Origin of the sequence: Paraburkholderia gardini, assembly GCF_907164545.1 — a bacterium.
In the GTDB taxonomy this organism is placed as follows: Bacteria; Pseudomonadota; Gammaproteobacteria; order Burkholderiales; family Burkholderiaceae; genus Paraburkholderia; species Paraburkholderia gardini.
Genome location: NZ_CAJQZB010000049.1, coordinates 1 through 22,795 on the forward strand (window position 1 = coordinate 1; position 22,795 = coordinate 22,795).

Below are 22,795 nucleotides of genomic sequence, written 5' to 3' on the forward strand. Positions count from 1 at the left end.
TGATCAACGCGCAGAACTGCGTGCACTGCAAGACGTGCGACATCAAGGACCCGACGCAGAACATCGTGTGGGTCACGCCCGAAGGCGGCGGTGGGCCTAACTATCCGAATATGTGAAGCGCGAGGCGGACTCGACAAGACAGTCCGCGTGCACCGTTTGAGTCAAGGAGTGAAAGATGCAAAGAGAAGTCGTCGTTGTTAGCGGTGTGCGTACGGCCATCGGCAAGTTCGGTGGCAGCCTGAAGGATTTGCCGCCGACTGAACTCGGTTCGCTCGTCGTGAGGGAAGTGTTGGCGCGTGCCGAAGTGAAGGGAGACGACGTCGGACATGTTGTGTTCGGCAACGTCATTGCAACAGAACCGAAGGACCTGTACCTGGCGCGTGTTGCGGCACTCAATGGTGGTGTGTCGGAAGCGACGCCGGCCTTCACCGTGAATCGCCTGTGCGGCTCAGGTCTGCAGGCGATCGTCTCTGCCGCTCAGACAATCCTTCTCGGCGACGCCGACATCGCGATCGGCGGCGGCGCGGAGAACATGAGCCGTGCACCTTACATTACGTCCGACGTGCGCTTTGGCGCAAGAATGGGCGATACGCGTCTCGTCGACATGATGCTCGGCGCGTTGAACGATCCTTTTCATGCGATGCATATGGGCGTTACCGCCGAGAATGTCGCAGCGAGATACGGCATCACACGCGAGCAACAGGACGCGCTCGCAATCGAATCGCATCGCCGCGCGGCCCACGCAATCACAGAGGGCCGCTTCAAGGAGCAGATCCTGCCTGTCACGCGCAGGGTGAAGGGCAAGGAAATCGCATTCGATACCGACGAGCACGTGCGTCATCAGCTCGATCCGGATGAGTTTGCACAGCTTCGTCCCGCGTTCCAGAAGGCCAAAGGCACCGTGACGGCGGGCAATGCGTCCGGTCTCAATGACGCGGCGGCCGCCATACTGATGATGGAGCGCGAAACCGCGCGGCAACGTGGCCTGAAGCCGCTGGCGCGTCTCGTTTCGTATGCGCATGCGGGCGTCGATCCGCGCTATATGGGAATCGGTCCGGTCCCCGCTACGCGCATCGCGCTTCAGCGCGCCGGTCTACGAATCGAAGACCTCGACGTCATTGAGGCAAACGAGGCCTTCGCGGCACAAGCATGCGCGGTCAGTCAGGAATTGCAATTCGACCCGGCCAGGGTCAATCCGAATGGGTCGGGGATTTCACTTGGACATCCGATCGGCGCGACGGGTGCATTGATTACCGTGAAAGCGCTTTATGAGCTGCAGCGGATCGGTGGCCGCCATGCGCTTGTGACCATGTGCATTGGCGGTGGACAGGGCATTGCCGCCGTGTTTGAGAATATGCAGTAGCGCGACGCACTGCATCGGGAGAAAGAAAATGGTGATGAAAATCGAAACGGTTGGGATCGTCGGAGCGGGCACGATGGGCAACGGTATCGCCCAGACTGTCGCGATGGGGGGACTCAGGGCGGTCATGATAGATATCCACGAGACTGCGCTGGAAGCGGGTCTGGCGACATTGGCGGGTAGTCTCGAACGACTTGTATCAAAAGGCAAAATCGATGCAGCCGCGCGTGACAATGCGCTCGCCCGTATCGAAACGTCGACTGACTATCAGCGTCTCGCTGATGTCGATATCGTGATCGAAGCAGCCACGGAAAACGGCGAACTGAAAAACCGTATCCTGCGACAGATCGAAGCCGCGGTCCGGCCCGATGCGATTATTGCGTCGAACACGTCGTCGATTTCGATCACCACACTCGGTGCGACGCTGGCGGACCCATCGCGCTTCATCGGCATGCACTTTTTTAATCCGGTGCCGCTGCTTGCGCTGGTGGAAATCATTCGTGGTTTGCAGACCAGCGCTGAAACCGAAGCAGCCGTATGCGAGCTCACGTTGCGTCTCGACAAGTCGCCGGTCGGCGTCAGGAACTCCCCGGGTTTCGTGGTCAACCGGATTCTCGTGCCCATGATCAACGAGGCGTTCTTTGTGCTGGCCGAGGGCGTGGCCACGGCAGAAGAGATCGACGCGGGCATGCGCCTCGGCGCAAATCACCCGATCGGCCCCCTGGCGCTCGCCGATCTGATCGGTCTGGACGTCTGCCTGTCGGTGATGGATGTTCTCTTCAATGACTTTCGCGATTCGAAATACCGTGCGTGTCCGCTGCTGAGGGAATACGTAGCCGCCGGGCAACTCGGACGGAAAACGAAGCGCGGTGTGTATCAGTACGGCTAGATTCAGCCGCCTGTCTGGCCCTGACTTCCCTGAAGGTCGACAGGGCCGGCCGGGGCTGTCGTTCGATAATCGTTAGGCCTGCTGCCGGTCCAATGCCGGCTCGGGAAATTCCAGGGCGAGTCCGAGCACAAGGAGGTGTGCGCCATTGAGGCAACCTATGCCTTACTGGCACGGGACTGTGGTCTGGATATGCCAGAAACTGCCTGGTTTGATGTGGATACGAAGCTGGCAGCTTTCGGTATCGCCCGTTTTGATCGCGAAGGTGGCCTGCGTGTGCCGGTCCATACCGTTCGGTGCGCTAAACGCCAACTTTCGCGTTCCGTCGTCCGTGGACTACACGTCCATGCTGCGCCTCACAGGTTTCATGACGCGCGATGTCCGCGAAATCCTTAAGGCTTACGAACGCTGCGTGTTCAATGTGATCTTTCACAATCGCGACGATCACGCGAAGAATTTCTCCTTCCGCATGAACGATCGCGGCCACTGGCGGTTCTCTCCGGCCTATGGCCTGACCTTCAGCGAAGGTCCGGGCGGTGAACATCAAATGGATATTTGCGGCGAGGGCCGCACGCCGGCCAAAGCCGATCTGCTTAAACTGGCAAGCCAGACGAACATCAAAAGGGTGGACGCCATCGCCGCCATCGAGCGCATCAGCGCCGTCGCAGCAGACTTCACCAAAACCGCCAGGCGCTTTCCGATCCGGAAGGCAACGGTCGAGCAGATCGCAAAAAAAATCGACACCAACCGGAGCCGCATGGCCTGACATTCAGGCGATGGTCCAGGCCTGACGCGACGAGCCTGCGGGGTGCATCAAGCCAGAACTGACGGGCGGTGCCTTCGACGTGCGGGCGAACCCGGGCGCGGGTGATGGTGAATACGAGACTCAACCGAAGGCGCGGGCGTGAAGGCAGGTTTCAGTTCGTCGTGGCGCGCATTGCCCGATACTCGCGGCGCACGATATCCATCAGCTCCGCGACCGACGTGCTTGCGGCTTCCCGCTGATAGGTCACGCGGCCACGCTGCATCAGCATCACGCGATCGGCGATATCGAGCGTCTGTGCGTAGTTGTGCATGATCATGATGATGGACAGGCCGCCTTTCTCCTTGAGCCGAAGGATCAGGTCGATAATCAGCCCTGCCTCGCGTGCGCCCATTGCGGCGAGCGGCTCGTCGAGCAGGAGTATCTTCGCATTCGAATTGACCGCGCGCGCAACGGCGATTGCCTGTCGCTGCCCGCCGGAAAGCTGCTCGACCGGCAGATCCACCGAAGGAACATGCACGCCGATTTCCTCGAGACATTCCGCGGCGCGGGCACGCATCGCGCGATTGTTCAACAGCCTTATTGGACCGCGACGGATGATCTCGCGGTTCAAAAACATGTTGTGGTAAATACTGAGCGAATTGGCGAGTGCGAGATCCTGGTACACGCACTCGATGCCAAGCGAACGGGCATGATCGACGGAACGCAACAACGTTTCCTCGCCGCCCACAAAAAGCTTGCCCGTGGTCTGCTGATGAAACCCGGTCAGGATCTTGATCAGCGTCGACTTGCCGGCGCCATTGTCGCCAAGCACGCCGAGAATCTCGCCCTGTCTTAGCGTGAGCGAAACGCCGTCAAGCGCGGTGACCGCGCCGAAACGTTTGACGATGTCTTCGCCGCGCAGCGCCTCGATCACTTCGGCCATCACAACTCTCCCTTGCGCGCGAGACGAACGACGTGAATGTTGAAGATCATCGCGCCAAGGATCGCCGCGCCAAGAATCATGTTGAACGTGAAGGCATTGATCCCGATGAGCGTGAAGCCATCGTTGAGGATGCCGAGCACCGCCGCGCCAATCAGCCCGCCGATGATCGTGCCCGAGCCGCCGGCAAGCGGCGTGCCGCCAATCACGGCGGCGGCAATCGCGAGAAACATGATCTGGTTGCCGCCCGCCTGCGGATCGATCGACGTGATGCGAAAGCCTTCCAGGATGCCGGTAAAGCCCGCAAGCAACGCGGCAAGGATGAAGTTGCCGAGCTTGAGGCGGCTGACATGTATGCCGGCTTCACTCGCGCCAAGTGGATTGGCGCCGGACGCGATCGTATGTAGTCCCCAGCGCGTATAACGAAGCAGGACGTGCATCATCGCGGCAATCGCGACCGTCCAGATGATCTCGCTGTAGCCCCAGCCGCCCATGAATGCCGCAAAAAAGGTTGAATCCTCCGGCGGCGCAACCGGCGTGCCGCGTGAAATCGTCAGCGTGAGACCATTGACGAAAAACAGTGTGCCTAACGTCGTGACGAAAGAGGGGATGCGAAGATACACCGTTACCGCGCCGTTGATCAGGCCGACCACGCCGGCGGCGAGAACACCGCTCAGCAACGAGAGCCATGGGGGCAGGCCTGCTTCGTGCGCGAAGTGCATGATGAACGGCGCAAATGCAAAGACCATCCCGGCCGAAAGATCGATCTCGCCGCCGATCATCAGCATGATTTCGCCAAACGCAATGATCGCCACCGGAGCGATGAACTGCGAGAGATTCTGAAGGCTTGCGCTCGTCAGCAGAAAATCATGATTGACGGTTTCAAAGTAAATGCTAAGGATGAGCGCGACCGCGAAGATGCGAATCTCGCTGGAACGCCCGAGCGCGCCAGACCAGCGCCTCGGGCGTTTGGCGGATTGAGTGGTATCCGTCACGGATGACGTCACCCTTTGATCGCACCCGTACGTGGCACGATCTGGGCTTTGGTGCTCTTGCCCTCATAACGTGTCGAGGTGGTCAGGTAAGGATCGACCGTGCCCTTCGTGACGAACTTCAGACCCGTGTTGATGTTGGCGGGTCCAACAAGGCCACCGGAGGCAAGGAAGGTGAACGCTTCGACCACGGTATAGAAACCCTGAACGTACGGCTGCTGGTCGATCGTGAAATCGAGGAAGCCGTCATGGATCAGGTCGACCGTGCGTGGCAGCAGATCGAAGCCGCCGCCATGAACACCCTTCGATGGCAGACTGGATTCCTTCATGACCTCCGCAACGCCCTGCGTGCTGCCCGCATCGACCGCGAACATGCCTTTGAGGTCCTGATGGCCCAGATAGAATGATTTGATCTTCGATAGTTCTTCGTTGACTGTCGCGCCGGTTGCGATGGTCTGCACGTCGATTTTCTTGCCCGACTTCTTGATGGCCGCGACCGCGCCGTCAAGCCGCGGCTGGATGTTGAGCTGGCCAGGCGTCGCGATGAAGAGCGCGACGAGGCCGCTATCGATCAGGCTCACGATGCGCTCGCCCATCTGGTAACCCGACAGGTACAGGTCCTGTCCGATATACGCAAGACGCGGATTCGTCGAACCCGAAGGTGCATCCGCGTTATAGGCAAAGACGGGAATGCCGGCATCGAGCGCGGCCTGGATCGGTTTGTCGAACGCTCTTGGGTCGACGATCGGCACGGCGATCGCGTCGGCCTTCGCGGCCACCGCGGCGTTGACCGCGTTCACCATTTCGGCGATGTCGGCGTTGGCCGAACCGGTCCACTGATAATCCATGCCGAGCAGGGCAGTGGCGTCCTGAATGCCGTATTGCGTCGGAACGAAAAACGGATTCGTCGTGACGTGGTTGACGAAAACGATCTTCCAGCGCTTGTGCGCGGGAAAGGATCCGCCTTCGGCCGCCTGCGCCGGCGTGATCGCGCCACCTAGCAGTGCAAGTGCGGCAGACAGACCCGCACCCTGCAGCAGCCCGCGACGCATGCCCTGGACTTCACCTTTGTCTTCTTTGTCTTGCGCCATCTCAGTCTCCTGTCTTTCAGTTATCAGACACTTCACTGTGCATGACGGCGCAGGCCGGAAAAGCACCGTAGCCGGGCATCACGTCCTGAATGAACCCCGCGGGCATGCGCACACGCATGGCAACGTTGCCGAAAATCCTATATCACGCCCTTTTACCTATTAATCGATGTATACCCTTAACTAGTCCGACTAATTAACCCGCGCGGTGCGCCAGAGGTCGTGGAAGTACGGAGAGCTGTGCAGCACAGCACGTTTATGACGGAGCGCCTGGTCGACATGATCTTCACGAAGCGCCACTTGAATAGTATTACTATCGAGGTGCTTTCAAGGAGGAGAAGGGACATGAGCCAGGGAAAACGCCCACTACGCTCTGCACAATGGTTCGGTTCGGCCGACAAAAACGGCTTCATGTACCGGAGCTGGATGAAAAACCAGGGCATTCCCGATCACGAGTTCGGCGGAAAGCCAATTATTGGGATCTGTAATACGTGGTCCGAGCTGACACCTTGTAACGCACATTTTCGAAAGCTTGCCGAACACGTGAAGCGCGGCGTGCTGGAAGCGGGTGGTTTTCCGGTCGAATTCCCCGTGTTTTCCAACGGCGAATCGAACCTGCGTCCCACGGCCATGCTGACGCGCAATCTCGCGAGCATGGACGTCGAGGAATCGATACGCGGCAATCCGGTCGACGCGGTCGTGCTGCTCGTCGGTTGCGACAAGACCACGCCGGCGCTTTTGATGGGCGCGGCAAGCTGCGACGTGCCGGCGATCGCCGTAAGCGGCGGCCCGATGCTCAACGGCAAGCATCAGGGCCGCGATATCGGTTCGGGCACGATCGTCTGGCAATTGAGCGAGCAGGTGAAGGCGGGCAAGATCTCGCTGCATGATTTCATGTCGGCCGAAGCCGGCATGTCGCGCTCCGCGGGCACCTGCAACACGATGGGCACGGCGTCGACAATGGCATGCATGGCAGAGGTGTTGGGCGTCACGCTTCCCCACAACGCCGCGATTCCCGCCGTGGATGCGCGCCGCTATGTTCTCGCGCACATGTCGGGCATGCGCATCGTCGGGATGGCGCTCGATGATCTGCGTCTGTCGCAACTGCTTACGCGTGAAGCGTTCGAAAATGCGATTCGTGTGAATGCGGCGATTGGCGGTTCGACGAACGCGGCGATCCATCTGAAGGCGATCGCGGGGCGCATCGGCGTAAGTCTTGAACTTGACGACTGGACCCGCATCGGTCGCGGCACGCCGACGCTCGTCGATCTGCAACCGTCAGGGCGTTATTTGATGGAGGAGTTCTATTACGCGGGCGGCCTGCCGGCGGTGGTGCGTCGCCTTGGCGAGGCTGGGCTTTTACCGTATCCGGATGCACTGACTGCGAATGGTCATTCGCTGTGGGACAACTGCAAGGACGCGCCGCTTTACGACGACGCAGTGATCCGCCCGCTCGACAAACCCGTGTTCCCCGATGGCGGGTTGTTCGTGCTGCGTGGCAATCTCGCGCCGAACGGGGCGGTGCTCAAACCTTCAGCGTCGACACCCGCGCTGCTCAGGCATCGTGGACGCGCTGTCGTGTTCGAGAACCTGGAGGATTACAAGGCGCGCATCGGCGCGGCCGATCTCGACGTCACGGCCGATTCCGTGCTGGTGTTGAAGAACTGCGGCCCGAAGGGATATCCCGGCATGGCCGAAGTGGGCAACATGGGACTGCCGCCGAAATTGCTGGCGCAAGGCGTGACCGACATGGTGCGCATTTCCGATGCCCGTATGAGCGGCACCGCGTACGGAACGGTGGTGCTGCACGTGGCGCCCGAGGCGCGCGCGGGCGGCCCGCTTGCAGTGGTTCAGGACGGCGACTGGATCGTACTGGATTGTGATGCGGGGCGGTTGCATCTCGACATAAGCGACGCAGAACTGTCTACGCGGCTTGCAGCGTGGCGCGCGACGCACAGGGACGATCCCGCCGACGCAAGCGGCTACCGGCATCTGTACGTAGAGCACGTCCTGCAGGCGGACCAGGGGTGCGATTTCGATTTCCTGGTGGGTTGCCGGGGCGCCGAGGTGCCCCGACATTCGCATTGACATGCGTTACCCGCGTGGGCGAATCCGCGCGGGATCCATCTGGATATCCGGATTCCATGGCTGGTTTCTGCGTGTGCGACACAACAGTCGCTGCGTGGGGCGGTCGTTACTTCCTGGACGCCGAACGGCCATCTGCGGACCCTCATCCCAGCGAAACGCCTTGACGACTTCGGCGCCTATGCCCTGCGATGCGCCGGTAACGACGACAACCTTTTGTGACGTGCTCATGCTTGACCCAGGAAATTATTGTTCGGCTGCAACGCCGATCGGGTTGGCAGCCCAGATCAAGGCAAATGAAGGTGCGTTGATTCAGGTTTCGCCTTAACCGGCGATCAACCCTCTTTCGCCTTTGCCAGCCACTGGTCGAGACTGACGCGACCGATCCGCGCGTCGCCGAGCGGCACGAGCGACTGTTCCTCGACACGGCCACCGTAGTACCGCGCCTCGCGATCCGTCACCACCGGGCGTGGGTCGCCTGCCGACTTCAGATAACGCGCGACAATCTCCGCGAAGGGCGCACGGTCTGGGCCGGCGATTTCGATCGTGCCGTTCAGTGGCGCGGCGAGCGCGATCTGCGCGAGGATCGCCGCGACATCGTCCGCGGCGATCGGCTGAAACAGTCCGTCGCCGATCCGCACCGTGCCGCCGTCCGTGCCGAAATCCGCGATACCGCCGATGAACTCCATGAACTGGGTCGCGCGCACGATTGTGTATGGCACACCCGCTGCTTCGATCACATCTTCCTGCGCGACCTTGGCAGTGAAATACGCGTTCTCCTGCGTACGGTCGCAGCCGACGATGGATAGCGCGACATGATGGCGTACTCCCGCGGCCACTTCAGCCTTGCCGAGATTGCGCGCCGAGGTGCGGAAGAAGTCGAGCACCGCCTGCGGCTCCCATGACGGCGCATTGGTCACATCCACTACGACGTCCGCTCCCGCGAGCGCGTTGCCCAGTCCCTCGCCGGTGACGGCATTCACGCCGCTACGTGGCGACGCAGCGAGCGCTTCATGGCCCGCCTCGCTGAGCAGCGTGACGAGGCGCGACCCGATCAGGCCGGAACCACCCATTACGACTATCTTCATGGCAGTTTCTCCAGAGGAAAAAACAAGGAACGCGCGGGCACGCCTGGCAGGAGTTGTATTGCGTGAAAGTGTTCGCCGCTGTCCCATCGCGTGAGGCCATTGTGGAAGAATCATGCTCTACTGAGAAGTGCCAGGAATTGTCGATTCGACTAGTCCATGTCGTTTGCGCTCCCCTGGCCTGCCTGAAGCGCTGGGCCCGATGATCATTCAGGTATAAACCTGACTCGCGCGATTCCGCATCGCCAGGATTACTCCGCTTCCAGCAGTTCTTTCAACGTGTTCAGGTCGCGCATGACCCATCCCGCGTCGGCGGCGAATTTTTCGTCGCTCATCCCTGGCACGCGGAACAGCGTGAACAGCATTTCGGTACCCGTGCCATTTGCGATTACGCGTATTGGCACGTAAATCTCGCTGCCGTCTGGCAACTCGACGTAGTGATCGAGCACGCCGTATGCGTTGGGTTCGGTGAAGCGAATCTTTACGGGGCCATTCTCGCCCTCGAATCGCCACACGGTTCCTTCGTTGCCGAGCGGCTTGCCGAGCCCCGATGCCCAGCGCGCGAACGAGGCAGGCGGCGCCGTGAAGTCATATACGTCCTGCGGGCTCCGCTGGATCGATATGCTGATCATTTTCGATTCGGCCGTTTGCATCGCGATGTCTCCAGGCTTGCCTCAAGCGTTCGAATGAATACCGTGTTGTTGAATCTCATGCAGATGCGGATACTCAAATATCATCGCGTGCGCGCCATCAACTTCAGGATATGTTTCGGCCCAGCCGTGCCGCCTCTATCGCGGCGATGTCGATCTTTTGCATGGTCATCATCGCGTCGAATGCGCGCCTGGCCGCCGCGCGATCGGGGTCGCATATCGCCGCGGTGAGGGCGCGCGGGGTGATCTGCCATGACAGTCCCCACCGGTCCTTGCACCATCCGCATGCGCTTTCCTGGCCGCCATTGCCGACGATCGCATTCCACAAGCGGTCGGTTTCGGCCTGGTCGTCGGTCGCGATCTGAAAAGAGAAGGCCTCGTTGTGCCTGAAATGGGGGCCGCCGTTCAGCCCGAGGCAGGGGATGCCGACGACAGTGAACTCGACCGTCAGGACATTGCCCTGCTTACCGGCGGGATAGTCGCCCGGTGCGAGGTGGACGGCCCCGACAGTGCTGTCGGGGAATGTTTCGGCATAGAAGTTTGCGGCGTCAAGGGCGCCTCCGTCGTACCACAGACAGATCGTGTTCCTGCTGATCATTTTCGTGTCTCCTGAAGAGGGTTTGACATGCGCCCGATGTCCCGCGGATGCCCAGGACGCCCGATTCTCGCAACGCAGCATGCATCGCGAACGTCAACCGCTGAATCCGGATATCCTGATATTCACGCAGTGTCGCGGTTGGCGATTTCCAGAATGCTCTCGGCGTCGGCGCGCGCGTTGTCGAGCTGGACGAGGCTCGCATGGCGCGCGCCGAGCGCGTCACGACTCTGGATCGCGGTGAGGATCGCCTTGTGACGCGGCAGGGACAACGTATGCGTGTCGGGATGCCGGCTTGTCAGCTTGATGGATTCCGATAGCGCGAGCGAAAGCATGTTGCCGATATAGCCCAGCAGATCGTTGTGCGTAGCGGCCATGATGGCGCGATGAAACTTGAGGTCGGGGTCCAGCAACGCGCTGGCGGTTTCCGCATTTTCCATCTGCTCATAGGCCGACGCGATGTGCTCGAGGTCTTCGCTCGTCGCCGAGGCTGCGGCGAGCGCGGCGGCAGCGGGTTCGATAATGCGACGCACCGTCAGCAGCGAGCTGAAGAACTCGCCTTCCGGCACGCTTTTGATCGTCCAGTACAGCACATCGGGATCGAGCATGTGCCATTCCGCGCGCGGCTTCACGACACTGCCGACACGCGGCTTCGAGACAACCAGTCCTTTGGCGACGAGCACACGTGTCGCTTCGCGCAACACGGGGCGGCTCACGCCATAGCGCTCGCATAGCATCGCTTCAGCGGGCAGGCGCTGACCGGGCTGCACCTTGCCGCCCACGATGTCCATGCCGAGGTCCTGCACGATGCGGCCATGCAGACTCTTGCGTTCCTGCAGATGACGATAGTCCATGGTTGGCGATTGCGCTTTTGCGTGGCCTCTCTTCCACGACGACCTGTACAGCGTTCGAGGTCATATCCGGTTCGCTGTCTCGCTGCCGGCGCGGTTCGAAGCCTGTCTCGCGAAGCTCCGTTGCGTGATCAAGCATAGCACGCGATTTTCCGGGCTGAGCCTGCCGGCGACGGGTGCGTCGTGCTCAGCAATGGCAACGGGTTTCGCGCGGGCTTTATTCCCTGTCGTCGTATTCGGAGTATTTTCGCGCGTCGCCACGTACCTTGTCGGCGGGATATTTTGTACGATTGATTGCCATCTTTTCGAGCACGGCGGCGAAGAGATCGACATCCAGCTTGTCTGCGAGACGAACGAGATACACGAGAACGTCAGCCATTTCGTGCCGGATGGCGGTGAGCTTCGCATCGCTCAACTCGCTCCTGTCACCGGATACAAGCCACTGAAAAGGCTCCAGCAATTCGCTTGCCTCGACGCTGAGTGCTGTCGCGAGATTCTTTGGCGTGTGAAATTTGTCCCAGTCGCGCTCGCTGACAAACTCACGAACGAGTTCGCGCAGTTCCATCAGGTCATTTTGCATTTCGGCGTTTTTCACACTGCTTCCTGTGGCATGTCTGGAATGATCGCTCCGTGCGCACCCTGCGCATGGGGATGCTCGCAGTCGTCTCGCAGCAGGCCGCGGATCGGGCCTGGCGTGGCGACATATCCTTCGATGTTACAGCGCAGTGCGCGCGATGACCGTCTTACCCGGCGGGCATTTGCAGCAATGCACGAGCGGCGTATTCGTTTAGCCCGTAACGGGTGCTTCGCGGGCGGCAGCGGGGGAGGCGGGCACGAGGCACAGTGCGCAAAGCAGGCTGCCCACGCCAAAAAGCGCAATGACCCACCCATCGGCCAGGGCGAACCGTCCGCGAAGATGCCGACCATCGCCGAGCCCAGAATGCCTGTGCCGTACTGGATTGCGCCGATCAGCGCCGACACCGCGCCCGCACGTTCGGGCCAGTTCGACAGCGCGCCGGCAATCGGGTTGGTCACGATAAAGCCCGCGGCGGATACGAACAGGAAGGGCGGAATGACAAGACCCATCAGGCCGCCCCAGCCGGTCCTCGCGTCGAACGCCAGCAGCGTACCGGCCGCGGTGAATACCCACGATAAATCAGCGATCGACGCGCTGCTGGATGTGAGCCGGGTAGCGATCGCCCACCACGGTGATCTGTTGCAGCGCTGCTTCGATGGCGGCGAGATCGCTAGCCGACAGATCGACCGCGGCGGCACCGACGTTCTCGCTCAGGCGATGCAACTTCGTCGTGCCGGGAATCGGCACGATCCAGGGCTTTTGCGCCAGCAGCCACGCAAGCGCGATCTGCGCGCGCGTCGCGCCGCGGTCGGCGGCAATCTGGCCGAGTACGTCGACGAGGCCCGCGTTCGCCTTGCGGTTCTCCTCGGAGAAGCGCGGCACGACGTTGCGGAAGTCGGTCTTGTCGAACGCCGTCGCGGCATCGATCGCGCCCGTCAGAAAGCCCTTGCCGAGCGGGCTGAACGGCACGAAGCCGATGCCCAGTTCCTCGAGCGTCGGCAGCACTTTCTGCTCCGGCTCGCGCCACCACAGCGAATACTCGCTCTGCAGCGCCGCTACCGGCTGCACGGCGTGCGCCCGACGGATTGACTGCGTGCTGGCCTCGGACATGCCGAAGTGCTTGACCTTGCCTTCCCGGATCAGATCCCTGACCGTGCCGGCCACGTCCTCGACCGGTACGTCCGGATCGACGCGATGCTGGTAGAACAGGTCGATGCGATCGGTTTTCAGACGCTTCAGCGAAGCCTCGGCAACCGCACGGATACGCTCGGGGCGGCTGTCGAGCGGCTTTTTCGAGTCGCCGTCCTGGAAGCCGAACTTCGTCGCGATGACAACCTGATCCCGGATCGGCGCGAGCGCTTCGCCGACGAGTTCCTCGTTGACGAACGGACCGTAGCATTCGGCAGTATCGAAAAACGTGACGCCCTGTTCGAACGCCGAGCGGATCAGTTTGATGCCTTCGGACTTTTCAGTCGCCGGGCCGTAGCCGAAGCTCAAGCCCATGCAGCCAAGGCCGATCGCCGATACTTCGAGGCCGCTGTTTCCAAGGTTGCGCTTTTGCATGATGTTTCTCCTTTCGAATCGCCGCGAACGAACGGTTGGCGTTTGCCGGGGCGGTGCCTGTCAGGCGGTTGAGCAGGATTGAAGCTTAGGCCGTTGTGTTTCTCTCAACAATCCAGCTAGACTTGCACGAGGTGTTGAGGAAAATTCATCTATGCTGCGCGCCGGCCTGTCTGAACTGACTGCTTTCGTTGCGATCGCCGAACAGCGGAGCTTTCGCGCGGCTGCCCGCGTGCTCGGGGTTTCGCCTTCGGCGCTCAGCCATTCGATGCGTGGGCTCGAAGCGCGCCTCGGCGTGCGGCTCTTCAATCGTACGACGCGCTCTGTCGCGCTGACCGAAGCGGGCGCGCAGTTGCTGCGGCGCGCGGGGCCCGCGATTGCCGACCTCGAGGACGCAGTGAACGAAGTCGCTTCGGCGCGCAACCGTCCGTCGGGCTCGATTCGCATCAGCGCGTCGGAATCCGCGGCGCGGCCGATCATTCGCGAGGTTCTTCCGGATTTTCTGGCCGCCTGTCCCGATATCCACGTCGAGTTCGTCGTCGATACACGTCTCGTGGATATCGTCGCCGACGGTTTCGACGCCGGCATACGCGTTCTCGAGGACGTGCCGCGCGACATGATCGCCGTGCGCTTCGGTCCCGACATGCGCTTTGCCGCCGTGGCCTCGCCGGACTATCTGTCGCGTCACCCCGCGCCGAAAGCGCCGCACGACCTCGCGCAGCACCGCTGCATCCGGTTCCGTTTCGAGAGCGGCGCGCTGTATCGCTGGGATCTCGAACATCGCGGCAAAACCGCCAGCATCGACGTCGATGGACCGATGACGCTCGGCAATCTCAATCTGATGGTCGAGGCGGCGCTCGCCGGCATCGGCATCGCATGGGTGACGGAACATCACGTCGTGGCGCATCTGGCGTCGGGCGAACTGGTTCATCTGCTGCCCGAGTGGAGTCCTTCCTTTCCTGGTCTATGCCTGTATTACCCCGCGAACCGGCACCCGCCGACAGCCTTGAGACTGTTCGCGCAGGCCGTGCGCGACTGGGCCAGCACCCGGTAGCAGCATCTTGCCCAGGCCGCGGCATCGCGCGCGAACGCCCGGGCGCCGCGTTTAAACGACGCGCCGTCCTTCGACCGGATAACCCGGATCGGTGTAACCCGGCGTCGACGCGTGACCCGGCGTCACGAGACTGTCGACGAGTTTTTCGTCGTCGGGGCCGAGTTGCAGCTTTAGCGCTTCGACGTAGCTGTCCCATTGTGCTTCGGTGCGCGGTCCCGCGATCGTCGAACTGACGAGCCGGTTCTTGAGCACCCACGCGAGCGCGAATGCAATCGAGGTCGTGCCGCGCTTCGCCGCGTGAGCTGCGATGGTTTGCGCGATCGCGAGTGATTCCGGCCGCCACTCGGTCTGCTGGATGCGCTTGTCGCCGCGACCTGCGCGCGAATCGGCGGGCGGTGGCGCGTCGGCCGCATATTTGCCGCTCAGCACGCCGCGCGCAAGCGGGCTGTACGACACGACACCGAGGCCGTAGTGCGAGGCCGCCGGCAGTTGCTCGACTTCCGCCGTGCGGTCGACGATGTTGTAGAGCGGCTCGCTCGCGACGGGCCGGTCGATGCCGGACTGATCGGCGAGACGCGCCATCTCGGCGATACGCCAGCCCTTGAAGTTGGACACGCCGAAATAGCGGACCTTGCCCTGACGGATCAGGTCGCCGATGGCGCGCACGCCTTCTTCGAGCGGCGCATCGGCGAGCGCGCGGTGAAAGTACAGGATGTCGATGTAATCCGTGCCAAGACGCTTCAGACTCGCTTCGACGGACTGGATGATCCACTTGCGCGATTGTCCCTGTTCATTGGGACCCTGCGACGTGGGATAACCGAATTTCGTGGCGATCACCCAGTTGTCGCGCCGCTCGGCAATCGCGCGCCCGACAATCTGCTCGGAGCGGCCAGCGTGATAGACGTCGGCCGTATCGATGAAATTGACGCCCTGATCGTATGCCTTGTCGATGATGCGTTTCGATGTTGCCTCGTCGGTCTCGCCGCCGAACATCATCGCGCCGAGACACAGCGGCGAAACCTTGAGGGCGCTCTTTCCGAGATACCGGTAATCCATTCTTGATGCTCCATGCAGGGTAGACCTGCGCCAGAAAATGCCGCGAAAAAGGTTGGGGCTGAGGCTGACGTGTCAGACCCTGCGTTCCTCGAACACGCGTCTCGCGATGGCGAGCGCCGTACTGGCAGTGGGCCAGCCCGAATAGAACGCGAGATGCGTGATTGTCTCGATCAACTCGTCGCGGGTGATGCCGTTATCGAGCGCCTTGCCGAGGTGATAGGGCAGTTCGGTGGTGCGATAAAGCGCGACGAGGCTCGCGACGGTGACGAGGCTGCGCTCACGCGGCGAAAGGCCGGGGCGCTGCCAGACATCGTCGAACAGGACCCGGTCGGTGTAATCCGCGAGGGCGGGTGCCAGGTCGCCGAACGCATCGCGCGCGACAGTGGACTGCTGGGTCATTTCAGGTCATCTCCAACGCAGGTCGGGGTTGCGGTCCGTCACGCGAAAGCCTTGCGCGCGGGCCAGTTCGATCGTCTACAGCACGCAATTTACTGGCTGCCGGAGCATGTGACTAGACGGTAGAATCGGCAAACTCTTATGAATGGGGCTCATGAATGGCACGCGAAAATCTTAACGACCTGCTGGCGTTCGTTGCCGTGGCGCGCGCGCAGAGCTTTACGCGGGCGGCCGCGAAGCTGGGCGTGTCGCAGTCGGCGCTGAGCCATACGATCCGCGGACTTGAATCCAGGCTCGGGCTGCGGCTTCTGACGCGCACGACACGCAGCGTTTCGCCGACGCCGGCGGGCGAGCGGTTGCTGGCGACCGTCGGGCCACGCTTCGATGAAATCGATGAAGAACTGGCGGCGCTGACCGAACTTCGCGACAAACCGGCGGGCACGATCCGCATCACGACAGACGAGCACGCCGCGTCCACCATCCTTCAGCCGAAACTGGCGCGACTGTTGCCGGACTATCCGGACATCAAGGTCGAAATCGTGGTCGATTTTGGTCTGACCGACATCGTGGCGCAGCGCTACGACGTGGGCGTGCGGCTCGGCGATCAGGTCGCGAAAGACATGATCGCCGTGCGCATCGCACCGGATATGCGCATGGCGGTGGTTGGGGCGCCGTCGTATTTCGCGAACCGGGCGCGGCCGAAAACACCTCAGGATCTGACCGGCCACAACTGCATCAATTTGCGGCTACCGACGCATGGCGGCCTGTTCGCATGGGAATTCACAAAGGCGGGACATGAGGTGAGGGTGCGCGTCGATGGTCAACTGGTGTTCAACGGAACGAATCAGATGTTGCAGGCCGCGCTGTCCGGTTGCGGGCTTGCCTACATTCCAGCTGATCTGGCACTGCCGTATATCGACGAAGGGCGGCTCAAGCCGGTGCTCAAGAACTGGTGTCCGGTCTTTCCGGGCTATCACCTTTACTATCCGAGCCGCCGCCAGTCTTCACGCGCACTGGGCGTACTCGTCGACGCGCTGCGATATGTTCGTTAGCTTAATTAACGCAACTAACGGTCAGGCCCTTCCGGCCTCTGCGGATTGGGTCGACGTGCGAGGCATGAAGGACGTGAACCGCGGCACAAGGCAAAAGCGGTCTGACAGGAAGGGGGTAGTCTGGCTAGTTTCCGATTGCCTCAACTCACTCCGGCACGCTGGCGAATACGCCGTAGTACGGGCGTTTGGTCGTGATATCGCGGAAGAAGCGCCCGACCATGTTCAACCATGATGCCGGGGGGAGTGAAGTGCATCTGATCGGTATATCGCATTGACATATCCACACGCACTCCTATAATTGGATATACATTCGACATATCCCAAGGAGCCCATCGTGGAACAAGGTGCCATCTTCAAAAGCAACCGTAGTCAGGCGGTACGCCTGCCAAAATCCGTGGCGCTTCCTGACGATGTCAAACGGGTCGACGTGGTGGCCATCGGTCGCATCCGCATACTCACCCCTGCCGGAGAATCCTGGGATAGCTGGTTTGATGGCGAAGGAGTCAGCCCGGACTTCATGTCCACGCGCAACCAGCCCACCGATCAGGAGCGCGAGGCGTTTTGATGCTCAAGTACATGCTCGATACGAACATCTGCATCTTCACCATCAAGAACAAGCCTCATGAGGTTCGCGAGGCGTTCAACCGCTACCACGGCCAACTCTGCATTAGCACGGTGACCTTGATGGAGTTGATTTATGGTGCAGAGAAGTCGGCATCGCCGGAGAAAAATCTGGCTGTCGTCGAGGGTTTTGCCGCCCGCCTGGACGTCCTGGATTACAACCACGAGGCTGCCGCACATAGCGGCCAGCTCAGGGCCGAGCTGGCAAAAAATGGCAGGCCGATTGGCCCCTACGACCAGATGATCGCCGGGCACGCCCGATCTCAAGGCCTGATCCTGATAACGAATAACCTTCGCGAGTTCGACCGGGTACCCGGTCTACGGGTTGAAGACTGGGTACACGCGGGTCGGTAATCTGTCCGGCAGTGCCCTAGCGGTTGCCGTCAAGCAGATCGCCGAGGAGTCCATCGAATGCGGCCTGCGCGTCCTCGAGTTCCTGCAGCGCTGCATCGAAGGTCTGCAAGGCCATCTGCGAGGGGCGGCCATCGCCCGCGGGCGGAAATTGCGATTGCAACGATGTGAACGCTGTCTGTACCTTCTTCGTTGCGTTGAGCACGCGCTCCATCGCGCTGCTTTCTTCGGCTCGCGCCTGTTCGTGGTTCATGAAAACTCCGAGGTTCATCTGGTAAAAATAGTTGGCCGGTGCGCACTATGCCATGGGTCGATGGCGGGCGCAGCCGTCCGTGGCAACAGGCTCAGGGCAGCGGCAGGCCGCCGTTTGCCTTGATTTCCCGCAGCGACAGCGACGATTCCACGGACGTCACACCTGGCAGACTGCGTAGCTGATCGCGCATGAACGTGCCGTAATCGTCGAGATCGCGCGCGACGACCTGCAGCACGTAGTCTGCGCTGCCCGACACGTTATGACACGACAGGATGCGCGGGATCGCAAGGATTTCGCGCTCGAAACGCGTGGCGACCGCCCTGTCGTGCACGGCAAACCGCACGTAGACAAACGCGACCACGCCGAGCCCGAGCGCCGCGCGCGAAAGCATCGCGCGATAGCGTTCGATGTAGCCGTCGTTTTCGAGGCGCTTCAACCGGCGCGCGCAGGGCGTTTCGCTTAACCCGACGGTTTCGGCGAGACGCGCGTTGGACATGCGTCCGTCCGTTTGCAGCGCGGCCAGGATGGCGCGATCAATCTTGTCGAGATCGTTGTTCATGTATGGGTGAAAAGCGCTATCAATATGAAAAATGATAGCGTAATACACCATTGCAGTGCGTTGTTGTCACGAAAATCGCCAGCAATCGCTCCCCCCGCGATAGCAAGATAGAGCGCTGGAAAACGCGAGGTTCATCATGGTTTCAGCGCATCTGATGGTCGTTTTTGTTGCCGCACTGGCTGTCGTCTACGCTGTGCCCGGGCCGGACATGGCGCTCGTCATGCAGACGAGTATCGGGCGCGGTACTCGCAGCGGTTTCGCGGCGGCCGGCGGTCTGGCTATGGCGCGCGCCACGCATGTCACGCTGTCCGCATGTGGCGTCGCCGCGCTGTTGCGCAGTGCGCCGTGGCTTTATGAGGTCGTCCGGTATGGCGGCGCGGTGTATCTCGCGTGGATTGCGATCCAGATTTTCAGGTCGCCGGTTTTCGCATTGCCGGCCGGAGGTGTGGCGGTATCCGGGCAGCGTCCGCTGCACGCGGCGTTCGTCAAGGGGCTGCTGACCAACCTGTTGAATCCAAAGGCATTGCTGTTCTGCTCGGTGTTGCTGCCGCAGTTTGTCCGGCCCGAGGCGGGGCCGGTCGCGGCGCAGGTGGTGGAACTGGGTGTCGTGCTGTTGATCATGGGCGCATGTTTCGATGCGGCCTGTGCAGTCGGTGCCGCGCGGATTGCGAACTGGATGCGGACTCATCCGCTCGCACAGACCGTTCAGCGCTGGACGTTTTCTGCCGCGCTGGTCGGCTTCGCACTGCGACTGTCGCTTGACTGAGTGGCGAGAGCGGTGCGACGTGAGAGCCCGTCCAGCCGACCTGCTGTTTCAGCTTCAACTTACGGCGTGGCCTGTCGTCGATGATCTTGCGACAGTGTTTGTCCTTCATCTTCTTCCAGTTCTTGCATTCAGCGCGCGTGCGAAGGCAGCCAATGCACAGGCCGGTCTTGTCGTCGAACTTGCAGATATCGACGCAGGGAGATTGAACGGTCATGAAACACCGGGCAGATTGGGGATACGCTGACTTTCGCATGCGTATCGCACCGCCCGCAAGGTGATTGTGTTAATAAAGGCGACAGGCCGGCCAGCGTTGCTCCGATGCAGCGCCGCGTCTGCCTGCCGACGCATCACACTCATCACCGCACGCTCATCGATGAAGACGTTCCTGCTCTATGCCGTGACCGCCGTCGCGGAGATCGCTGGTTGCTATCTGCCGTGGCGCTGGCTGAAGGAAGGCGGCTCGGCATGGCTGCTCATACCGGGCGCGCTGAGTCTGGCGCTGTTTGCCTGGCTTTTGACACTGCACGGCACAGCGGCGGGGCGCGTGTACGCCGCATATGGCGGCGTGTATGTCGCGGTCGCGATCCTGTGGTTGTGGGTCGTCGATCAGATTCGGCCGACGCTGTGGGATATCGCAGGCGTCGCGGTGACGCTCCTCGGCATGAGCATCATCGCGTTCCAGCCGCGAGTGTGACCGGCGGCGCATGACACGCGACGTGTGTCGCGTGTCAAGTCGTGCTTCAAATCCTGCGTCAGGTCTTGCTTCAAGCCGGCACATGACCCACGCACGCGTATCGAAGCGCGCGCCGCGCGTCACGCGCGGCAACGCATCGAAACGCGTCGCCGCTGCCTGCATGGGCAGCTTTACATCAGCCGGCCGGGTCGCGCCCGAGAAAATCGAGCTTGCCCAGTTCGACGCCGCTATGACGCAGGATGTCGTAAGCGGTTGTCGTGTGAAAGAAGAAGTTGGGCAATGCAAAATGCAGCAGATAGTTAAGGCCGACGAACTCGACCGCCCCCGAGCGCATCTTGAGCGTGATCGGGCGTGCTTCCGAACCGTCGATCTGCTCGGGCTTGAATTCCTTCAAATAATCAATCGTCTTCTGGATACGGGCGTCGAGTTCGTCGAAGGTCTGTTCGAAATCTTCGTACTTCGGCGCTTCGACACCGGCGAGACGCGCGGCGCAGCCCTTTGCCGTATCGGTCGCGATATAGACCTGACGCTGCAACGGCAGCATGTCGGGGAAAAGGCGGGCGCCAGTGAGCACGAGCGGATCGATCTGCTTTTCCGCCGCATGCGCTTCGGCCTTGCCGAGAACCGCCTGCAGGTTCGTGAGGCCGCGCACGAGTACAGGCACGGATGCTTGATACATTGAAATGGACATGGGAGGTTCCTTTAATTCTCTGGTCGTGCTGCATTCGCAGCGCCGCGCAATCATAGCGCGGTCAGGAATATCGTACCGGGGGCGGCTGACGCTGCAAACTGGCCGGACGGCCAGGTGTGACGACACCAGGAACTGTGTTTGAATGGATCTGTCGGACCGTTCAGCGATGTCGTTGAAACGCAGGCACAGCGCGGGTTTCGGGGCGCAGAGGGCCGGTCTTCCCGAAGTTCGCGCGAAGTTCGCGGTTTAAGCCGCGTGGCGTCAGGTCCGTGCACGGAGGAGTATCCATACCATGGCAAAACATCCACTGGCTGGAAGCAATCGGGCGGTGCAGGCAGGTTCGAAGGTCGTCGGCAGCTGCAATCCTGCGGAAACCATCGAGGTTGTCGTCATGCTGCGTCGCCAGGGCGAACCGCAGTTCCAGGCGCTGATGAAACAGATCGAATCGGGCGACCCGAAAGCGAAGCCCGTCTCGCGTGAGGAATTCGCCAGGCGGTTCGCCGCCGCGCCCGACGATATTGCAAAGCTGAGAGCGTTCGCGCAGACACATGGGTTGAGCATCGTCCGCGAGGACGCTGCTGCTGCCACCGTCGTGCTGAGCGGCACGATCGCAAACTTCCAGAGCGCGTTCGACGTGCATCTGCAGCATTTCGAGCATCACTCGATGGGCCTGTACCGCGGCCGAACCGGCGCGATCAGTGTGCCCGACGATCTTCACGGGATCGTTACGGCCGTGCTGGGGCTCGACAATCGCCCGCAGGCGCGGCCGCACTTTCGCATCCGGCCGCCTTTCGCAGCGGCACGAGCACATCAGGCCACCTTCACGCCGTTGCAACTCGCGCAGCTATACGACTTTCCGGCTGGCGACGGCCATGGCGAGTGCATCGGCATCATCGAACTCGGCGGGGGCTATCAGACAGCCGATCTCAAGTCCTATTTTTCGGGGCTCGGGGTTGCCGTGCCGAAGGTGGTATCCGTCGGCGTCGATCAGGGCAGCAACCAGCCGGGCGGGGACCCGAGCGGACCCGACGGCGAAGTCACACTCGACATCGAGATCGCGGGGGCCATCGCGCCGGGCGCGACGATCGCCGTCTACTTCACCGCCAACAGCGATGCCGGTTTCCTCGATGCGGTGAGCCGTGCTGTGCACGATGCGACACACAAACCCTCGGTCATTTCGATCAGCTGGGGTGGACCGGAATCGATCTGGACCGCGCAGTCGCTGAACGCGTTCAACAACGTATTGCAGGCTGCCGCGACCATGGGCGTGACGGTCTGTGCGGCATCGGGCGACAGCGGATCGTCCGACGGCGTCGGCGATGGCGGCGAGCACGTCGATTTTCCAGCGTCGAGCCCGTACGTGCTCGCGTGCGGCGGCACGCACCTGCAGGCGTCTGGCACGTCGATAACGCAGGAGGTCGTCTGGAACGACGGGACAGACGGCGGCGCGGGCGGTGGCGGCGTCAGTACTGCGTTCCCGGTGCCTGCGTGGCAGAAAGGCTTGTCTGCGACGTCTGCGAATGGCGGCAAGACTGCACTCAGCGGGCGCGGCGTACCCGATGTGGCGGGGGATGCGTCGCCCACCACGGGCTACGACGTGTTGATCGATGGCGCGAGCACGGTGGTCGGTGGCACGAGTGCGGTGGCGCCGCTCTGGGCTGCACTGATCGCCCGCATCAACTCGGCAAAAGGGCAGCCTGCCGGATTCGTGAATCCAAAGCTCTATCAGGCTCACGGTGTCTGCAACGACATCACGCAGGGGAACAACGGCAGCTTTTCTGCTGGTCCGGGATGGGATGCGTGCACGGGTCTCGGCAGTCCCGATGGAAAGAAGGTGGCGGCAGCACTATAGTTTTGCGAGCGGGTTGCCAGTCTGTCACGAAGGTGT

28 protein-coding genes and 3 pseudogenes are annotated in these 22,795 nt (G+C 61.6%); 13 read left to right on the top strand and 18 right to left on the bottom strand.

Annotated features, from left to right (window positions below):
* The 5 genes from LPA37_RS25085 to LPA37_RS27765 form a co-directional block, all read left to right on the top strand.
* On the top strand, positions 1 to 116 hold a 116-nt coding region (locus LPA37_RS25085; protein WP_148092860.1), incomplete at its 5' end, for a 4Fe-4S dicluster domain-containing protein.
* A 59-nt stretch (positions 117 to 175) separates the two neighbouring features.
* Positions 176 to 1,363 carry a beta-ketothiolase BktB gene (gene bktB, locus LPA37_RS25090; protein WP_228983404.1) on the top strand — a complete coding sequence of 396 codons (1,188 nt, stop codon included), beginning with the start codon at positions 176 to 178 and terminating at the stop codon, positions 1,361 to 1,363.
* A 34-nt stretch (positions 1,364 to 1,397) separates the two neighbouring features.
* Positions 1,398 to 2,249, top strand: a complete 852-nt coding sequence (locus tag LPA37_RS25095) for a 3-hydroxybutyryl-CoA dehydrogenase (RefSeq protein ID WP_229014014.1) — start codon at positions 1,398 to 1,400, stop codon at positions 2,247 to 2,249.
* A 135-nt stretch (positions 2,250 to 2,384) separates the two neighbouring features.
* Positions 2,385 to 2,642 (top strand): HipA domain-containing protein, encoded by a 258-nt coding sequence (locus LPA37_RS27760; RefSeq protein WP_267478195.1) that lies wholly within the window; start codon positions 2,385 to 2,387, stop codon positions 2,640 to 2,642.
* Positions 2,578 to 3,012: a HipA domain-containing protein gene (locus tag LPA37_RS27765; protein ID WP_407672618.1), complete on the top strand. Its 435-nt coding sequence runs from the start codon at positions 2,578 to 2,580 to the stop codon at positions 3,010 to 3,012. Before LPA37_RS27760 ends, LPA37_RS27765 begins: the two co-directional genes overlap by 65 nt.
* A gap of 151 nt (positions 3,013 to 3,163) precedes the next feature.
* Here the strand turns inward: LPA37_RS27765 and LPA37_RS25105 are convergent, their stop codons facing one another.
* From LPA37_RS25105 to LPA37_RS25115, 3 genes are read right to left on the bottom strand one after another with little or no spacing between them, the layout of a single operon-like run.
* Positions 3,164 to 3,934, bottom strand: a complete 771-nt coding sequence (locus LPA37_RS25105; RefSeq protein WP_228983406.1) for an ATP-binding cassette domain-containing protein — start codon at positions 3,932 to 3,934, stop codon at positions 3,164 to 3,166.
* A complete protein-coding gene (locus LPA37_RS25110) occupies positions 3,934 to 4,926 on the bottom strand; it encodes an ABC transporter permease (protein WP_407672619.1) in 993 nt (330 codons plus the stop codon). The genes LPA37_RS25105 and LPA37_RS25110 overlap by 1 nt, the downstream gene beginning before the upstream one ends.
* An 8-nt stretch (positions 4,927 to 4,934) precedes the next feature.
* A complete protein-coding gene (locus tag LPA37_RS25115; RefSeq protein WP_228983408.1) occupies positions 4,935 to 6,014 on the bottom strand; it encodes a sugar ABC transporter substrate-binding protein in 1,080 nt (359 codons plus the stop codon).
* Positions 6,015 to 6,356: 342 nt separating this feature from the next.
* Here LPA37_RS25115 and LPA37_RS25120 point away from each other — a divergent pair, with 342 nt between their 5' ends.
* Complete coding sequence (locus LPA37_RS25120) at positions 6,357 to 8,099, top strand: IlvD/Edd family dehydratase (protein WP_229013998.1); 1,743 nt, start codon at positions 6,357 to 6,359, stop codon at positions 8,097 to 8,099.
* Positions 8,100 to 8,249: 150 nt separating this feature from the next.
* On the opposite strand, the pseudogene LPA37_RS25125 reads toward LPA37_RS25120, so the two are convergent.
* The 8 genes and pseudogenes from LPA37_RS25125 to LPA37_RS25160 all read right to left on the bottom strand — a co-directional run.
* Positions 8,250 to 8,327 (bottom strand): annotated as a pseudogene (locus LPA37_RS25125) (3-oxoacyl-ACP reductase); the annotation flags it as partial.
* Between the two features lie 104 nt (positions 8,328 to 8,431).
* Entirely contained in the window at positions 8,432 to 9,184 is a 753-nt protein-coding gene (locus LPA37_RS25130; RefSeq protein WP_228983410.1) for an SDR family oxidoreductase, read from the bottom strand.
* A gap of 248 nt (positions 9,185 to 9,432) precedes the next feature.
* Positions 9,433 to 9,834 (bottom strand): SRPBCC family protein, encoded by a 402-nt coding sequence (locus LPA37_RS25135; RefSeq protein WP_229013999.1) that lies wholly within the window; start codon positions 9,832 to 9,834, stop codon positions 9,433 to 9,435.
* Positions 9,835 to 9,937: 103 nt separating this feature from the next.
* Positions 9,938 to 10,429: a VOC family protein gene (locus LPA37_RS25140; protein WP_229014000.1), complete on the bottom strand. Its 492-nt coding sequence runs from the start codon at positions 10,427 to 10,429 to the stop codon at positions 9,938 to 9,940.
* Between the two features lie 122 nt (positions 10,430 to 10,551).
* Positions 10,552 to 11,280 carry a FadR/GntR family transcriptional regulator gene (locus tag LPA37_RS25145; RefSeq protein ID WP_228983413.1) on the bottom strand — a complete coding sequence of 243 codons (729 nt, stop codon included), beginning with the start codon at positions 11,278 to 11,280 and terminating at the stop codon, positions 10,552 to 10,554.
* 214 nt (positions 11,281 to 11,494) lie between these two features.
* Positions 11,495 to 11,857, bottom strand: coding sequence for a nucleotide pyrophosphohydrolase (locus LPA37_RS25150; protein ID WP_228983472.1), 363 nt, complete (start codon positions 11,855 to 11,857; stop codon positions 11,495 to 11,497).
* 11 nt (positions 11,858 to 11,868) lie between these two features.
* Positions 11,869 to 12,363, bottom strand: a complete 495-nt coding sequence (locus tag LPA37_RS25155; protein ID WP_228983414.1) for a hypothetical protein — start codon at positions 12,361 to 12,363, stop codon at positions 11,869 to 11,871.
* 70 nt (positions 12,364 to 12,433) lie between these two features.
* Positions 12,434 to 13,417 (bottom strand): aldo/keto reductase, encoded by a 984-nt coding sequence (locus LPA37_RS25160; RefSeq protein ID WP_228983415.1) that lies wholly within the window; start codon positions 13,415 to 13,417, stop codon positions 12,434 to 12,436.
* 151 nt (positions 13,418 to 13,568) lie between these two features.
* Between LPA37_RS25160 and LPA37_RS25165 the strand changes: the two genes are divergently transcribed.
* Complete coding sequence (locus tag LPA37_RS25165; protein ID WP_228983416.1) at positions 13,569 to 14,468, top strand: LysR family transcriptional regulator; 900 nt, start codon at positions 13,569 to 13,571, stop codon at positions 14,466 to 14,468.
* Between the two features lie 51 nt (positions 14,469 to 14,519).
* On the opposite strand, the gene LPA37_RS25170 is transcribed toward LPA37_RS25165, so the two are convergent.
* On the bottom strand, positions 14,520 to 15,524 hold the full coding sequence (locus LPA37_RS25170; RefSeq protein ID WP_229014001.1) for an aldo/keto reductase: 1,005 nt from the start codon (positions 15,522 to 15,524) through the stop codon (positions 14,520 to 14,522).
* 72 nt (positions 15,525 to 15,596) lie between these two features.
* The gene (locus LPA37_RS25175; protein ID WP_228983420.1) at positions 15,597 to 15,923 is read right to left on the bottom strand and encodes a carboxymuconolactone decarboxylase family protein; all 327 of its coding nucleotides are present in this window, start codon (positions 15,921 to 15,923) and stop codon (positions 15,597 to 15,599) included.
* 155 nt (positions 15,924 to 16,078) lie between these two features.
* On the opposite strand from LPA37_RS25175, the gene LPA37_RS25180 reads away from it, so the two are divergent.
* Positions 16,079 to 16,972 carry a LysR family transcriptional regulator gene (locus tag LPA37_RS25180; RefSeq protein WP_229014002.1) on the top strand — a complete coding sequence of 298 codons (894 nt, stop codon included), beginning with the start codon at positions 16,079 to 16,081 and terminating at the stop codon, positions 16,970 to 16,972.
* Positions 16,973 to 17,120: 148 nt separating this feature from the next.
* Here LPA37_RS25180 and LPA37_RS27940 read toward each other — a convergent pair.
* Positions 17,121 to 17,226, bottom strand: a pseudogene (locus tag LPA37_RS27940) (IS630-like element ISCARN69 family transposase); the annotation flags it as partial.
* An 80-nt stretch (positions 17,227 to 17,306) separates the two neighbouring features.
* On the opposite strand from LPA37_RS27940, the gene vapB reads away from it, so the two are divergent.
* Together vapB and vapC are read left to right on the top strand one after the other, a co-directional pair.
* Positions 17,307 to 17,537 carry a type II toxin-antitoxin system VapB family antitoxin gene (gene vapB / locus LPA37_RS25185; protein ID WP_229014003.1) on the top strand — a complete coding sequence of 77 codons (231 nt, stop codon included), beginning with the start codon at positions 17,307 to 17,309 and terminating at the stop codon, positions 17,535 to 17,537.
* Positions 17,537 to 17,947, top strand: coding sequence for a type II toxin-antitoxin system tRNA(fMet)-specific endonuclease VapC (vapC, locus tag LPA37_RS25190; RefSeq protein ID WP_229014004.1), 411 nt, complete (start codon positions 17,537 to 17,539; stop codon positions 17,945 to 17,947). The genes vapB and vapC overlap by 1 nt, the downstream gene beginning before the upstream one ends.
* Positions 17,948 to 17,963: 16 nt before the next feature.
* Here vapC and LPA37_RS25195 read toward each other — a convergent pair whose 3' ends face one another.
* The gene (locus tag LPA37_RS25195) at positions 17,964 to 18,197 is read right to left on the bottom strand and encodes a hypothetical protein (RefSeq protein WP_228983428.1); all 234 of its coding nucleotides are present in this window, start codon (positions 18,195 to 18,197) and stop codon (positions 17,964 to 17,966) included.
* A gap of 91 nt (positions 18,198 to 18,288) precedes the next feature.
* Positions 18,289 to 18,756: an Lrp/AsnC family transcriptional regulator gene (locus LPA37_RS25200; RefSeq protein WP_229014005.1), complete on the bottom strand. Its 468-nt coding sequence runs from the start codon at positions 18,754 to 18,756 to the stop codon at positions 18,289 to 18,291.
* 136 nt (positions 18,757 to 18,892) lie between these two features.
* Here LPA37_RS25200 and LPA37_RS25205 point away from each other — a divergent pair, with 136 nt between their 5' ends.
* Positions 18,893 to 19,522 (top strand): LysE family translocator, encoded by a 630-nt coding sequence (locus tag LPA37_RS25205; protein WP_228983435.1) that lies wholly within the window; start codon positions 18,893 to 18,895, stop codon positions 19,520 to 19,522.
* A 43-nt stretch (positions 19,523 to 19,565) separates the two neighbouring features.
* Here LPA37_RS25205 and LPA37_RS25210 read toward each other — a convergent pair.
* Positions 19,566 to 19,736, bottom strand: a pseudogene (locus tag LPA37_RS25210) (DUF1289 domain-containing protein); the annotation flags it as partial.
* Positions 19,737 to 19,895: 159 nt separating this feature from the next.
* Here LPA37_RS25210 and LPA37_RS25215 point away from each other — a divergent pair.
* Complete coding sequence (locus LPA37_RS25215; RefSeq protein ID WP_229014006.1) at positions 19,896 to 20,216, top strand: YnfA family protein; 321 nt, start codon at positions 19,896 to 19,898, stop codon at positions 20,214 to 20,216.
* Between the two features lie 175 nt (positions 20,217 to 20,391).
* Here the strand turns inward: LPA37_RS25215 and LPA37_RS25220 are convergent, their stop codons facing one another.
* A complete protein-coding gene (locus LPA37_RS25220) occupies positions 20,392 to 20,907 on the bottom strand; it encodes a DUF1993 domain-containing protein (RefSeq protein WP_229014007.1) in 516 nt (171 codons plus the stop codon).
* Positions 20,908 to 21,199: 292 nt separating this feature from the next.
* On the opposite strand from LPA37_RS25220, the gene LPA37_RS25225 reads away from it, so the two are divergent.
* Complete coding sequence (locus LPA37_RS25225) at positions 21,200 to 22,759, top strand: S53 family peptidase (protein ID WP_229014008.1); 1,560 nt, start codon at positions 21,200 to 21,202, stop codon at positions 22,757 to 22,759.
* Positions 22,760 to 22,795: the final 36 nt, after the last annotated feature.